Genomic DNA, 13097 nt, shown 5'->3' with positions numbered 1-13097 from the left:
GCCGCGTTCCTGCCTCACCCCGTCACCGCCTGCGATCCGATCCGCCGGAAGCGGGCTTTCCTGCGGGCCGTCAGCTCCTCGGCCGGCAACGCGCGCAGCTCGGCCAGGGTCGCGCCGACGACCTCGCCGAGCAGGCGCGCGGTCCCGTCGATGTCGGCCTGGGCGCCGCCGTCCGGCTCGGGCAGGACCGCGTCCACCACGCCCCGGGCCAGCAGCTCCCGCGCGTCCAGCCCCAGGGCGCGGGCCGCGCGCGGCGCCGCCGTACCGTCGCGCCACAGGATCGCGGCGCACCCCTCAGGGCTGATCACGGAGTAGACGGCGTTGCTCAGCATCAGGACGCGATCGGCGACGGCCAGCCCGAGCGCCCCGCCACTGCCGCCCTCGGAGATCACCACGGACACGATCGGCACCGGCAGCCCGGCCATGAGCCGCAGATTCTCGGCGATCGCGACGGCCTGGCCCTCGCGTTCCGCCGACACCCCGGGGTACGCCCCGCCCGTGTCCACCAGCGTCAGGACGGGGATGCCCAGCTTGGCGGCGAGCCGCATGAGCCTGGCCGCCTTGCGGTACCCGGCCGGTACGGGCATGCCGAAGTTGCGCTCCCGCAGCTCGGCGGCGTCGTGCCCCTTCTGCTGGCCGATCACCACGAGGGGCTGACCGTCGAGGGTGCCCACGCCGCCGACCGTGGCGGGGCAGTCGCCGCCCAGCCGGTCGCCGTGCAGCTCCTCGAAGTCGTCCACGAGCCGGTGCACGTAGTCGAGCGCGGTGGGCCGGTCGAGGCTTCTGGCCGACCGGACGATCTCGTACGGGTCGGCGGCGGGCAGCCGCGACGGCTCCGTCACCACAGCGCCGGGTCGCTCGACGGCGGCGGGGCCGGAGGGATACGGCCGGACCGGCGACGGGCGCGGGCAGCCGGAAGCCGGCGGACGGGACGGCGACGGGCGCGGGTGTCCGGGAGCCGGTGGCCGGGGTGGTTGCGCGGGGGCGAGCGCGCGGAGCAGGCGGCGCAGCGTGGGGCGCAGCTCGTTCCTGGACGTGATGGCGTCGATCTGCCCGTGCCGCAGCAGGAACTCGGCCGTCTGGAAGCCGGGCGGCAGCTTCTCGCCGATCGTCCGCTCGATCACCCGCGGCCCGGCGAACCCCATCCGCGCCCCGGGCTCGGCCACGATGACGTCGCAGAGCGTGGCGAAGGAGGCCGCCACCCCGCCGTACGTCGGATCGGTGATCACCGAGACGGTCGGCAGCCCGGCCTCGTCCAGCGCCAGCAGCGCCTGGCTGGTCTTGGCCATCTGCATCAGCGCGATCGCGCCCTCCTGCATGCGAGCGCCGCCGGACGCGGCCACGATGACCAGCGCCCTGCGCTCGGCCAGCGCGGTCTCGGCGGCCACCGTGATCAGCTCGCCGACGGCGGCGCCCAGGCTGCCGCCGAGAAAGCCGAACTCCATCGCGACGACCATCGCGGGCACGCCGCCGATGAGGCCGCGCGCCGCGATCGCCGCCTCGGCGAGCCCGCTACGGGCCCGCGCCTCGGCCAGCCGCTCCCGGTACGGCCGGGTGTCGGTGAAGCCGAGCGGGTCGTCGGCCGGGTACGGGACGTCGAGCGGCTCGGCCGTGCCCGGATCGAGCAGCAGCTCAAGCCGCTCGATCGCGGGCATGCGCCGGTGATGCCCGCACTCGGGGCACACGCCGTGGGAGCGGGCCAGCCGCTTGGCGTAAAGGAGGTAGCCGCAGCCGTCGCAGCGCCACCAGGAGGCGTTCGTGACGGGGCGGAGCGTGGTCGCGGTCACGGCGCCGGCTCGGTCTCGGAGCCCGCCAGCTCCAGCACCTGCCGGGGCGTGGCGGGGCCGAGAACGTCGTCGTCGGACAGGTGCACGCCGTAGTCCCTGCTCAGCCGGGCGGCCATCTCCAGCACGGCGATGGAGTCGTAGCCGAGGTCGCTGAACGGGACGTCGGCGAAGTCGCCTTCCAGTGGCGTGGTCTCGTCCTCGCCCGCGACCTCGCGCAGGATCGCGGCCAGGTCGGCCAGCGTGAGCGGTTTCATGAAGATCCCTCCTGAAGTTCCGGAATTGAGCGCTGCTCAGGCCGGCGCGCCCACCACGATCGCGCTGTTGAAGCCGCGCGCGCCTCTGGCGACGACCAGGGCGTTGCGCACGCGCAGCGGGCGCGGCTCGCCCGTGACCAGGTCGAGCCGGTGGCCGGGGTCCGGCCGTACGTGTACGGCGGGCGGGACGAGTCCGTCCCTGATCGACAGCAGCGCGGCCGCCACGTCGAGCGGCCCGGCGCCGGCGCAGAGCCGGCCGGTCATGGTCTTGGGTACGCAGACGGGCACCGAGCGCGGCCCGAAGACGGCGGCCAGCGCCTGCGCCTCGGCCCTGTCGAGGTCCGGGACGCCGGCGCCGTCCGCGAAGATCACGTCGATGTCGCCGGGCGCGCGGCCGGCGTCCGCCAGCGCGAGCTCGATGGCCCTGCGCAGGCCGAACGGGCTTGTGGGCGCGCCGGGGCGGGGCCGCCGGTCGAAGGTGGCCGCGTAGCCGAGGACGCGCCCGTGGACGCGGGCGCCACGGGCGGCGGCCGCTGCGGCGTCCTCGGCGATGAGGATCGCGCCGCCCTCGCCGGGCACGAACCCCGAGGCGTCCGCGTCGAACGGCCGATAGGCGCTCGCCGGGTCGGTGGCGCGGCTGAGCTGCCCCGTGCTCACCTGGGCGACCCAGCCCCACGGGCACAGCGAGCCGTCCACCGCGCCCGTCACGACCGCGGGCAGCCCGCCGCGTACGTGCCTGCGCGCCTGGGCGATGGCGTCCAGGCCGCCCGCCTGGTCGGACACGAGCACCCCGCTCGGTCCGCGGAAGCCGTGCCTGATCGAGATCTGGCCGGTGTTCACGGCGTAGAACCAGGCGAACGACTGGTAGGCGCTGACGTGCTCGGGGCCGTCGCGCCACAGCTTCTCCAGCTCCCGGTGGCCGAACTCGAAGCCGCCCGCGCCCGCCGCGGTCACCACGCCGACGCCGTACTCGGGCTGGGCGTCCTGGCGGAGCCCGGCGTCGCGCAGCGCCTCGTCGGCGGCCACGAGCGCGAGCCTGGTCATGTGGTCGGTCTGCGGGATGAGCCGGCCGGGCAGGTGGTCGGCGGGGACGAAGCCGGAGATCTCACCGGCCAGGCGCACGGGGTAGCGGGCGGGGTCGAAGCGGGTGATGCGCCCGATGCCCGACCTGCCCTCCAGGGTCGCGGCCCAGTAGTCGGCGACACCCAGCCCGTTCGGCGCGACGACGCCGATCCCGGTGATCACGGTCGTCCCGGAAGCCGCTGCCTCGTCCCGCCGCGCCCCGTGCACCTCCGCCGCGTTGACACCCGTCTCGAACGTGCCCGTCGCGGTCATCGGCGGCCCGCCCGCCGCGGCCCCGTGAGCACCATCGCGCTCTGGAAGCCGCCGAAGCCGCTGCCCACGGTGAGGACGGTGTCGAGCCCGGCGGCGTCCCTGGCGACCAGGGGGACGTAGTCGAGGTCGCACTCGGGGTCGGGTACGTGGAGGTTGGCGGTGGGCGGGATGACGCCGTGCTCGATGGCGAGCGCGCAGGCGGCGATCTCCAGCGAGCCGATCGCGCCGAGCGAGTGGCCGATCATCGACTTGATCGAGCTGACCGGCGTCCGGTAGGCGGCGTCTCCGAGCGCGCGCTTGAAGGCGGCGGTCTCGTGCCTGTCGTTCTGGCGGGTGCTGGAGCCGTGGGCGTTGACGTAGCCGACCTCGTCGGGCGTGAGGCGGGCCTCGTCGAGCGCGGCGCCGATCGCCGCCGCCATCTCCTTGCCGTCGGGACGCAGCCCGGTCATGTGGAAGGCGTTGCAGCGGGAGGCGAACCCCTCGACGGCGGCGTAGACGTGGGCGCCTCTGGCCAGCGCCCGCTCGCGCTCCTCCAGCACGAACACCGCCGAGCCCTCGCCGAGCACGAACCCGTTGCGGGTGTTGTCGAAGGGCCGCGAGGCCGTGGCGGGCTCGTCGTTGCGCGGTGTGGTGGCCCTGATGGCGTCGAAGCAGGCCAGGGTGATGGGCGAGATCGGGGCGTCCGACGCGCCGGCGATCATGGTGTCGGCCGAGCCCTCCTCGATCAGCCGTACGGCGTGGCCGACCGCGTCGAGGCCCGATGTGCAGCCGGTGGAGACGACGGTGCACGGGCCCTGCGCCTCCACAGCCCAGGCGACCTCGGCCGCGATGGAGCTGGGCACGTAGTAGTCGTACAGGTGCGGCACCGCGTAGCCGGGGTCGACGTGCCATTCGCGGCCGCCGTCGCTGACGACCACGTACTCACGTTCCAGGCTGGTGGTGCAGCCCACGGCGCTGCCGATGGCGACGCCGGTCCGGTACGGGTCGAGCTCCTGCGGCGCGAGCCCGCTGTCGGCGAGCGCCTGGCGGGCCGAGACCACCGCGAACTGGGTGGCCCGGTCCATCCTGCGCAGCTCCTGCGGGGTCAGCCCCTCGGCGGCGCCGTCGAAGTCGCATTCGGCGGCGACGGTGGACCGAAAGGGCGAGGCGTCGAAGTGCGTGATCGTGCGGGTGGCCGTCTGGCCGGAGACCAGCAGCTCCCAGAAGGGCTTCACCCCGACGCCACCGGGCGCGACGACGCCGATGCCGGTGATCACTGCGGTGCGGCTCATCGGGCGGGAGCCTCCTCGTCCAGCTCGGCGAGCGCGCGCAGCACCGCCGTGTGCCTGGCGTCCCGCTCGGCGGCGAGCTCTTCGTACGTGCGGCCGGCGAACGCCTGGTCGGCCTGGTCGATGAGGGTGCGTACGGTCTGCTCGTCCATCGTGGGGTTGCCGAGCCCGGCCCAGCCCTTCTCCAGCCCGGCGCCCAGGTGGCTGAGCCAGTGGCGCAGCCCGCCGGGCCCGCCGCCGAGGTGGAAGGAGTGGAAGGGGCCGATGGTGGCCCAGCGCAGCCCGATGGAGGCGACCACGATCGCGTCGAGCTGCTCGACCGTGACGACGCCTGAGCGTACGAGGTGGATGCTCTCGCGCAGCAGCGCCGACTGCAGCCGGTTGGCGACGAACCCGTTGATGCCGCGGCCGAGCACGATGGGCGTCTTGCCCAGGTCGCGATAGAAGGCCGCGGCCCGCTCGGCGAGCCGGGAGTCGGCGCCCTCGGCGGTGACGACCTCGACGAGCGGGATGAGGTGCGCCGGGTTGAACGGGTGGCCCACCACGACCCTGCGCGGGTCGGGCAGGTCGGCGCCGATGTCCTCGGGCAGGAAGGTCGAGGTGGAGCTGAGCAGCAGCGCGTCCGGCGGAGCCGCCGCGGCGATCTTGCCGAACAGTTCCTTCTTCAGCTCCAGGTTCTCCGGCGCGTTCTCCTGGACGACGTCCGTGCCGTCGAGCGCGCGGTCCAGGTCGGGCTCGATGCGCAGCCGGGTGACCAGCTCGTCCGGGTCGGCGCCGCCGCCCGGGATCGTGGGCGCGAACAGCTCGATGCCTTCGCGTACGATGCGCCCGGCGTCGGCCCGGCGGCTGTTGACGCGCACCCGGAGCCCGCGGGCGAGGAACAGGGCGGTCCATCCGAGCCCTATGGTTCCCGCGCCGATGATTGTCGCCTCAGCGGCCATTGGCCGTCACCATCCCCGATCGTTTCCGTTGCCGTACACCGGGTCAGCATCACCGGCGTGCCTCGTGGTGCACTCAAGTCCAGGACGAACTAGGACAGATCACTCAGTACGGTGGCGGCCCACCATGAACAGCGCGGGCACCAGCGTGAGCACGGTGAAGCCGATGGCCCACCAGAACGTCACCGCGTACGCGCCGGCGACCCCGCCGGGACCGGTCAGCCGCCACTGCAGCACGACCGCGAGCACGGCCGTGCCGAACGAGCCGCCCAGCCGCTGAACGATGTTGAACACGGTGGTGGCGCCCGGATAGTCGCGCTCGGCGACCCCGTAGTAGGCCGCCGAGACGACGGGGATCACCGCCGCGCCCAGGCCGAGCCCGCGCACCCCGAGAGCCAGCGCCAGCGCCGCCTGACCGGTCGCCGGGCCCGCCAGCGCGAACGGCAGCGTGCCCGCGATCGCCAGCACGATCCCGGCCAGCACGAGAGGCCGGGGGCCTATCCGGTCCACCAGCAGGCCGACCAGCGGCATCGCCAGCATCGCGCCGATCCCCTGGGGCGCGAGCAGCAGCCCGGCCCGCAGCGCGTCCGCGCCGTGCAGCCGCTCGTAGAACAGCGGCAGCACGAACATCGTGCCGAGCAGCGCGGCCTGGGTGCAGAACACCACGGCCGACGCCGAGGCCAGCGAGCGGGCCCGTAACAGGCGGACGTTCACCAGCGACGCGGGCCGGCGCAGCGCGCGGGCGGAGAAGGCGAGCAGCAGCGCGATCCCCGCTCCCGCGCATGCGACGGCCTGCGCGTCGGGGCCGCCGGGCACCTCGCCGACCCGGGTCAGGCCGTAGACGAGCAGCGCCATCGCGGGCGCGAGCAGCACCAGGCCCGTCACGTCCAGCCGCCGCCCGGCGTCGCGCGTGCCGCGCGGCAGCCCGCGATGCCCGGCCACCAGCGCGATCAGGCAGATCGGCAGGTTGACGAGGAAGATCCACCGCCAGCCGAGCGTGGCCACGAGCACGCCGCCGAGCGTCGGCCCCGCGATGGGCGCGAACTGGCCGGGCACCGCGAGGATCGCCATGGCGCGCCCGAGCCGCCGCTCCCCCGCGACCTGCGCGAGCACGGTCTGCATGACCGGGAAGACCATGCCGCCCGCCGCACCCTGCACGACCCGGGCCGCCACCAGGACCGGCAGCGACCACGCCACCCCGCACAGCAGCGACCCGGCCAGGAAGGCCAGCAGCGAGGCCGTCCAGACGGCCCGACCGCCGTAACGCTCGATCGCCCAGCCGACCAGCGGCACCACCATGGCGAAGGCCAGCAGATAGCCGGTGCTGACCAGCTGGATGGCGGAGACCGGCGCGCCGAAGGCCCGGCCGAGGTCCGGGATCGCGACGCTGACGATCGTGGTGTCCAGCAGCGGCGCGAGCGCGCCGAGCTGGAGTATCAGGCCGACGCGCAGCAGCCGGCCGTCCACGCGGGACGGGCCGGCCTGCCGCGCCGCCTCCTCAGGCATGCAGCTTGGGCAGCACCCGGTCGGCCAGCAGGCGCAGCGTGCGCTCCGCGTCCCCGACGTCGAGGTGCCCCGAGTGGATGCCCAGGCTGATCGTCACGTCGTCGCCGTACCAGCCGGCGATGCGTTCGAGCTGCGCCCTGACCTGGTCGGGGTCGCCTGCCAGGACCTTGTCGTCCTTGAGCCGGTCGTCGAACGTGGCGCGCGTGGTGAGGTCGGCCAGCTTCTCGTAGCCCGGGTAGGCGGCGCTGGTGGTGCCGCTCCAGGCGCGGACGGCTGCGGCGATGGCCGCGGTGTTGCGTTCCTCGTCGTAGCGTCCCTTCCTGGCGGCCTCCTCGCCGTCGTCCGCCACCACCGTGGGGTAGCTGAAGTGGATGCGGGCCGCGCCCTCGGGGTGTCCGGCGGCCGCCCAGGCGTTGCGGTAGATCGCCAGGCGTTCCTGGAGCACCTCGCGCGACATCACGTTCGGCACCGTCTGCAGGTGGTAGCCGTCAGTCCCGGCCCGCTCGACCGACTCGGGGCTGCGGGCGCTGGTGACGAAGACCGGCGGGTGCGGCCTTTGCACCACCTTCGGCAGCAGGGTGACCGGCCCGAACCGGTGGAAGCGCCCGTCGAACGTGACGTTCTCCTCGCTCCACAGCCGGACGCAGGCCGTCACCCCTTCGGTGAACCTGTCCCTGCTCTCGTCCAGGGGGATGCCGAAGGCGGCGAACTCGTCCGGCAGGAACGCCCGCCCGAACGCGACGTCCAGCCGCCCGTGGGAGATGTTGTCCAGCATGGCGAGCTTGCCGGCGAGCTTGACCGGATGCGTGAAGGCCGGGATGGCCGCGCTGGTGCCGAGCCGGATCCTGCTGGTACGCGCGGCCACGGCGGCCAGGAACGTCACCGGGTCGGGGCTGTAGCCGCCGTAGGGGAAGAAGTAGTGCTCGACGGTTTTGACGTGCGCGAAGCCCAGCTCCTCCGCCAGCGCCGCGAGGTGCAGGCACTCGTCGAAGTACTGCGGCGCCGGCCGGTCGTCGGGGCCGACGGTGGGGAAGAAGACTATGCCGAACTCCACGGCGCCTCGCTCTCCAGCGGCCCGGCCGCGTCGTGACGGATGCTGCGGTGGCGGACCAGCCAGCCACCGGCGTGCGGGACCAGTACGTCGTGCGCCTCGGCGCTGAGGTAGACCGACAGCCCGCCGCCCGCCGGGGTGGACATCACCAGCGCGTAGTACGTGGCGCCGAGCCTGCCGCCGGGCTCATCGGCGATCTCCAGCATGCCGAACCAGTGCCGGCGCTGGACTCCCTCGGCGGCGGTGGCCTCGGCGCGCTTGCGGGCGGAGGCGGCGATCGCCTCCCTGCCCTCCAGCCGCAGGCCCTTGGTGACCTCCTCGAAGACGCCGTCCTCGGTGAAGGTGGCCGCCCACTCGCCGGTCCTGCCGCGGTCGAGCAGGCGGGTCTGGCGGGCGTAGAACGCCTGGATCTCGGCGTACAGGACGCCCGGGGACAGCGAGGTCGTCACGACGCCGCTCCCGACGCCGCCGGTGCGGTGCGGCTCTCGGCGTACCGTTTGGCGTGCTCCAGCGTGGCCAGGCTGTTGCCGCTGAGCGCCCGCCGCACCCAGGCGCGGGCGGTCTCCACGTCGGCGTCCTCGCCGAGCACGGCGGGGATGGCCTCCTCCTTGATGACCACCGTGTGCTCGCTCGTCGCGACGGTACGGCCGTCGCGCTCTTCGAAGGTCCACCGGCCGTTGTGCACCGACAGCAGCGCGGGCAGCACCTGCTGCTTGTAGACGATGGAGCGGTGGGGGAAGGTCACCCGTACGGACTCGGTGGTGTGCACGTCGCCCTTGGCCGTCCGCGTGTCCATGCCGAGCACCTGCACGTTCGGCTGCACCTCGCGCAGCGAGACGCGGGCCACGTGCGGCAGCCGCTCGGCCCAGTGCTGTGCCTGGTCGACGAAGTCGAAGACGTCTGCGGCCGACCCGGCGACCTCGACGCTGTCGGCGAAGACCAGCAGCAGCCGCTCCTGCGCGGCCTCCCGCTCGGCGACCCGCTTGAGCGCGGCCAGCTCCGCCTCGCTGTTGCGGTCCACCGCCCGCGCGATCCACTCCGCGCCGTCCGGATCGCCGCCGACCGCCCGGTAGTCGTGGTGCAGCCGGACGAGCGTCTCGCCGCCGGGCAGCGACTCGATCTCCCACAGTCCGCCCATCTCGGCCACTGGGGGCTGCGAGACCTCCTGGCGGAACGCGATGCGCAGCGCGGCCCGGTCCAGCTCGCGGCGGGACGTCCACGACCTCACCGTGTCGTTGGCGGTCGCCCAGATCGTGATCCGCTCGGTGCCGCCGTCCTCATCGGCCGATTCCAGCCGCTCGACGTGCACGGTGGGCGGGAACACGCGCGGCCAGGCGGTCACGTCCGCGATCAGCTCGTAGACCTGCTCCGCCGGGGCCCGCACCGTGATGCGGTGCTCGGTCCGGTGGATGCGCGGCTCGGCCATCTCACTCTCCTCTCAGTAGTTGCCCAGGCCGCCGCACACGTTCAGCGCCTGCGCGGTGATCGACGCCGCCGTGTCGGTGACGAGGTAGCCGACCAGGCCGGCCACCTCCTCGGGGGTGGAGTAGCGCCCCAGCGGGATCTTCGCGTTGAACCTGGTGAGCACCTCGTCGGGCGTGGTGCCCCAGACCTCGGCGTAGCCGTTCCTGACGCGCTCGGCCATCGGGGTCTCGACATAGCCGGGGCAGACCGCGTTCACGGTGATGCCGGACTTGGCCAGCTCCAGGCCGAGCGCCTTGGTCAGGCCGATCACGCCGTGTTTGGAGGCCGAGTACGGCGCGCCGAGCACGACGCCCTGCTTGCCGCCCGTCGAGGCGATGTTGATGATCCGGCCTTGCTTGCGCGCCGCCATGCCGCCGCTGGTCAGCACCTCGCGCGTGACCAGGAAGACGCTGTTGAGGTTGGTGTCGATGACGTCGAACCAGAGCTCGTCGGTGATCTCGGCGGTCACACCGCCGCCGTTGCGCCCGGCGTTGTTGACCAGGATGTCCACGGGACCGTACCGGCTCACCGCCGTCTCGACGAAGTTCCGCACGTCGCCCAGCTCGCGCACGTCGGCCGGGACGCCGTCCACCGCCAGCCCCTCCTCGCGCAGCCCCTTCACCACCAGGGCGAGCTGGTCGGCCCTGCGGGCGCAGATGAAGACCTGATGCCCGGCGGCGGCCAGCGACCTGGTCACGGCCAGGCCGATGCCGCTGGTGCCGCCGGTCACCAGCGCCAGCTTGCGCCGTGCGACCGCGGCACCCGCCTCCCCGGTGCTGTGCTGTTCGGTCATGCCGTCTCCTCGCTCTCGCGCTGTCCGACCCCGACGGTCACACCCGGGTCTGGAGCCGGGCTGCCGCCCCGCTCGACTCGCGCTCGAACCCGCCGGTGAGCAGGTGGGCGGCATAGCGCAGGGCGGCAGGCTCGAAGCGCAGTGCCACGTGGCTCGCCACGCAGGAGACGTCCCGCCACGCGCGCTGGAGCGGGTCTCCGGCCGCCTGCACGCGGGTGCCCGCGGCGCGGAACAGCCGGTCGGTGGCCTGGCGCAGCAGCTCGACGGCGTAGGCGCAGTCCCGCGCGTTGCGCGCCTCGTCCCTCGCGATGTCGCCTTCGCCGTCCGGCGCTTCGCGATCGGCGGTCTCGGCGGCCCTGGCCAGCAGCAGCCCGGCCGTCTCCACCTCCGCCGCGGCCGATGCCAGCGCCAGCCGGGCGCTCTCGCCGGCCGACGCGTCGCCGCGCAGGCGCTCGCTCCACTCCCGTACGGCGGCCGTCGCGGCACCGAGCGCGGGCGCCCCGAACAGCAGGCCGCTGACCAGCCGCAACGGCACCGCATGGCACCGCGCCGCCGGAGGCTCAGGAGTGCCCCGGTGGATCCGCTCCCATGGGACCGACCGGTGCTCGGGGACGTACGCGTCGCTCACCACCACGGTGTCGCTGGCGGTGGCCCGCATGCCGAGCGCCCGCCACGTGTGCCGCACCGTGAAGGCGGCGCGCGGCAGCGCGAAGAAGCGCACCCCTGGCCGGTCGCCTCCGGCTGCGTCACGCGGGCCCGAGGGGGCGGCGAGCAGCACCCAGTCGGAGAACTCCGCGCCGCTGGCATACGCCCACTCGCCGGACAGCCGCCAGCCGTCGCCGTCACTCACCGCCCGGCCGGAGGGCACGAGCCCGGCCGCCACCAGCGCGTCCGGCCCTCTGGCCCACAGCTCCGCCTGGCCGCGCTCGGGCAGGTACGCGCCGAGCCGTGCCGACCCGGCCGCCAGTGAGGCGTTCCATGCGGCGGACGCGCACCGCTCACCCACGGCCGCGACCGCGCCGAGCAGCGCGGCGAACCCGCCCGCCGCCCCGCCGTAGCGCTCGGGGACGAAGTGCCTGGCGAAGCCGGCGGTCACGATGCCGCCCACCGTCTCCGGGTCCGGCCTGCCGGTGGCGTCGGCCCGTACGGCGTGCCGCCCGGCGACGAGCGCCAGCTCCCGCACCCCCGGCGCGCCGGCGGCCACCCCCTCGGCCACGGCGGCGCCGCCCGCCGGTGTCTGGACGTCCATTCCGGTCACCTCCGTCTCGCCGCGCGCCCGCCGGGGCGCCGTCGCCCCACTGTCACCGGCGCCCCTCTACCGGCGCTCGAACGCGGACGGACTGCGCTCCGGCGCTCGCGCCGCCTCCAGCGCGCATGGACGCCGGCTCCGCACGCACCAGCCACGTCCGATCGGTGGAACGGACCGCTCCCCCCATCCGCGCCGCCTCCAGCCCCGCTCCAGCGCGCATGGACGCCGGCTCCGCACGCACCAGCCACGCTCGGCCGGTAAAACGGACGAGAAAGGGCACGTCGCATGACGGATGTGGAACCGTGGGGTGTGGTGGCGCCGCTGGTCGAGGCGGGCGATCTGAACGGCGGCTACGACCGCGTGATCGCCGAGACCGGCCCGGAGAAGGTGGCGGACGCGCTGGTGGCCGAGCTGCTCAGCCGCTGCGGCCCGGCCCCTGAACAGGCGGTGGTCCGGCTGGAGCTGACCGTCCCCGCAGAGACCTCCATCGTCGTCGACATCGGCTTCGGGCCCGAGGGCGCGACGCTGCTCGGCACGGGGGCTGAGGCGGACGAGGGGGCCGACGTGTGGATCGCGTACCCGATCGCGGACTTCGCGCGGGCGCTGTACGGCCCCCGCGGCGCCGGCCTGCACCTGCGCCACGACCTGTCGGCCCGCTGGCCCGACGACCCCGACCCGGCCGAGGTTGCGCCGCTGCTCGCCCGCAGGCGGCGCGGCATCCGGGCCGGGCACGCGCTGCTGCGCGAGCTGCGCACCGCGCCCCCGCCGCTCGACGACCTGGCGGTGGCCTTCGGCTCGGACAAATGGGGCGGTGTGCACTGGTACACCCAGCACTACGAGCGCCACTTCGCGCCGCTGCGCGACGCCCCGGTGCGGCTGCTGGAGATCGGCATCGGCGGTTACGACGACCCGCGCGCGGGCGGCGGCTCGCTGCGCATGTGGCAGCGGTACTTCCGCCGCGGCCTGATCCACGGGCTCGACGTGCACGAGAAACGGCTGGACGAGCCCCGGATCCGCACGATCAAAGGCGACCAGAGCGACGGCGCCTTCCTCGACCGCCTGGGCGCCGGGCTCGGCGGGCTGGACATCGTCATCGACGACGGCAGCCACGTCAACGCGCACGTGCTCGCCTCGTTCGCGGCGCTCTTCCCGCACGTGCGGCCGGGCGGCTGGTACGTCATCGAGGACCTGCAGACCTCCTACTGGCCCTCCTACGGCGGTGGCCCCTCGGGCCCCGGCACGACGATGGGCCTGATCGGGGCGCTGCTCGACGGCCTGCACCACAAGGAGTACGGCAAAGCGCCCTCCTACACCGACGCCCACGTGACGGGCGTGCACGTGTACCACAACATCGCGTTCATCGAGAAGGGCTTCAACGACGAGCCGGGCCCCGCCCGCAAGCCCCGGTAGCGGGGGCCCAACGGCCCGCCGGTCACCAGGCTCAGGCCCTGA

At 74.3% G+C, this 13097-nt stretch carries 12 protein-coding genes; 1 reads left to right on the top strand and 11 read right to left on the bottom strand.

From position 1 onward, the window contains the following. Positions 1 to 14: 14 nt before the first annotated feature. The 11 genes from accD to AB0K67_RS01325 all read right to left on the bottom strand — a co-directional run bounded on the left by accD (position 15) and on the right by AB0K67_RS01325 (position 11645). Positions 15 to 1787 (bottom strand): acetyl-CoA carboxylase, carboxyltransferase subunit beta, encoded by a 1773-nt coding sequence (accD, locus tag AB0K67_RS01375; RefSeq protein WP_364050968.1) that lies wholly within the window; start codon positions 1785 to 1787, stop codon positions 15 to 17. Continuing rightward, on the bottom strand, positions 1784 to 2041 hold the full coding sequence (locus AB0K67_RS01370) for an acyl carrier protein (protein WP_364050965.1): 258 nt from the start codon (positions 2039 to 2041) through the stop codon (positions 1784 to 1786). The genes accD and AB0K67_RS01370 overlap by 4 nt, the downstream gene beginning before the upstream one ends. Positions 2042 to 2077: 36 nt before the next feature. Then, complete coding sequence (locus tag AB0K67_RS01365) at positions 2078 to 3376, bottom strand: ketosynthase chain-length factor (protein WP_364050962.1); 1299 nt, start codon at positions 3374 to 3376, stop codon at positions 2078 to 2080. Continuing rightward, positions 3373 to 4647: a beta-ketoacyl-[acyl-carrier-protein] synthase family protein gene (locus AB0K67_RS01360; protein WP_364050959.1), complete on the bottom strand. Its 1275-nt coding sequence runs from the start codon at positions 4645 to 4647 to the stop codon at positions 3373 to 3375. Before AB0K67_RS01360 ends, AB0K67_RS01365 begins: the two co-directional genes overlap by 4 nt. Continuing rightward, complete coding sequence (locus AB0K67_RS01355) at positions 4644 to 5585, bottom strand: 3-hydroxyacyl-CoA dehydrogenase NAD-binding domain-containing protein (RefSeq protein WP_364050956.1); 942 nt, start codon at positions 5583 to 5585, stop codon at positions 4644 to 4646. Before AB0K67_RS01355 ends, AB0K67_RS01360 begins: the two co-directional genes overlap by 4 nt. Before the next feature lie 99 nt (positions 5586 to 5684). Continuing rightward, positions 5685 to 7088, bottom strand: a complete 1404-nt coding sequence (locus AB0K67_RS01350; protein ID WP_364050953.1) for an MDR family MFS transporter — start codon at positions 7086 to 7088, stop codon at positions 5685 to 5687. Continuing rightward, the gene (locus tag AB0K67_RS01345; RefSeq protein WP_364050950.1) at positions 7081 to 8142 is read right to left on the bottom strand and encodes an LLM class flavin-dependent oxidoreductase; all 1062 of its coding nucleotides are present in this window, start codon (positions 8140 to 8142) and stop codon (positions 7081 to 7083) included. The genes AB0K67_RS01350 and AB0K67_RS01345 overlap by 8 nt, the downstream gene beginning before the upstream one ends. Then, a complete protein-coding gene (locus AB0K67_RS01340; protein WP_364050947.1) occupies positions 8127 to 8588 on the bottom strand; it encodes a nuclear transport factor 2 family protein in 462 nt (153 codons plus the stop codon). The genes AB0K67_RS01345 and AB0K67_RS01340 overlap by 16 nt, the downstream gene beginning before the upstream one ends. Beyond that, a complete protein-coding gene (locus AB0K67_RS01335; RefSeq protein ID WP_364050944.1) occupies positions 8585 to 9565 on the bottom strand; it encodes an aromatase/cyclase in 981 nt (326 codons plus the stop codon). The genes AB0K67_RS01340 and AB0K67_RS01335 overlap by 4 nt, the downstream gene beginning before the upstream one ends. 12 nt (positions 9566 to 9577) lie before the next feature. Then, a complete protein-coding gene (fabG, locus tag AB0K67_RS01330; protein WP_364050941.1) occupies positions 9578 to 10396 on the bottom strand; it encodes a 3-oxoacyl-ACP reductase FabG in 819 nt (272 codons plus the stop codon). Positions 10397 to 10433: 37 nt separating this feature from the next. Continuing rightward, positions 10434 to 11645: an acyl-CoA dehydrogenase family protein gene (locus tag AB0K67_RS01325; RefSeq protein WP_364050939.1), complete on the bottom strand. Its 1212-nt coding sequence runs from the start codon at positions 11643 to 11645 to the stop codon at positions 10434 to 10436. A 285-nt stretch (positions 11646 to 11930) separates the two neighbouring features. Here AB0K67_RS01325 and AB0K67_RS01320 point away from each other — a divergent pair, with 285 nt between their 5' ends. Further along, the gene (locus tag AB0K67_RS01320; protein ID WP_364050937.1) at positions 11931 to 13055 is read left to right on the top strand and encodes a class I SAM-dependent methyltransferase; all 1125 of its coding nucleotides are present in this window, start codon (positions 11931 to 11933) and stop codon (positions 13053 to 13055) included. Positions 13056 to 13097: the final 42 nt, after the last annotated feature.

The organism is Nonomuraea sp. NPDC052634, from assembly GCF_040678535.1.
GTDB lineage: Bacteria > Actinomycetota > Actinomycetes > Streptosporangiales > Streptosporangiaceae > Nonomuraea > Nonomuraea fastidiosa.
Note: the sequence above shows the minus strand (reverse complement) of the source record. Positions and strands in the feature narration are given on the sequence as shown.

Excerpts from the sequence above, each read along its gene's own strand:
- AB0K67_RS01370 (WP_364050965.1), bottom strand. The coding sequence starts at position 2,041 with ATGAAACCGCTCACGCTGGCCGACCTGGCCGCGATCCTGCGCGAGGTC.
- AB0K67_RS01365 (WP_364050962.1), bottom strand. The coding sequence starts at position 3,376 with ATGACCGCGACGGGCACGTTCGAGACGGGTGTCAACGCGGCGGAGGTG.
- AB0K67_RS01335 (WP_364050944.1), bottom strand. The coding sequence starts at position 9,565 with ATGGCCGAGCCGCGCATCCACCGGACCGAGCACCGCATCACGGTGCGG.
- AB0K67_RS01320 (WP_364050937.1), top strand. The coding sequence starts at position 11,931 with ATGACGGATGTGGAACCGTGGGGTGTGGTGGCGCCGCTGGTCGAGGCG.
- AB0K67_RS01355 (WP_364050956.1), bottom strand. The coding sequence starts at position 5,585 with ATGGCCGCTGAGGCGACAATCATCGGCGCGGGAACCATAGGGCTCGGA.
- AB0K67_RS01360 (WP_364050959.1), bottom strand. The coding sequence starts at position 4,647 with ATGAGCCGCACCGCAGTGATCACCGGCATCGGCGTCGTCGCGCCCGGT.
- fabG (WP_364050941.1), bottom strand. The coding sequence starts at position 10,396 with ATGACCGAACAGCACAGCACCGGGGAGGCGGGTGCCGCGGTCGCACGG.
- AB0K67_RS01350 (WP_364050953.1), bottom strand. The coding sequence starts at position 7,088 with ATGCCTGAGGAGGCGGCGCGGCAGGCCGGCCCGTCCCGCGTGGACGGC.
- AB0K67_RS01325 (WP_364050939.1), bottom strand. The coding sequence starts at position 11,645 with ATGGACGTCCAGACACCGGCGGGCGGCGCCGCCGTGGCCGAGGGGGTG.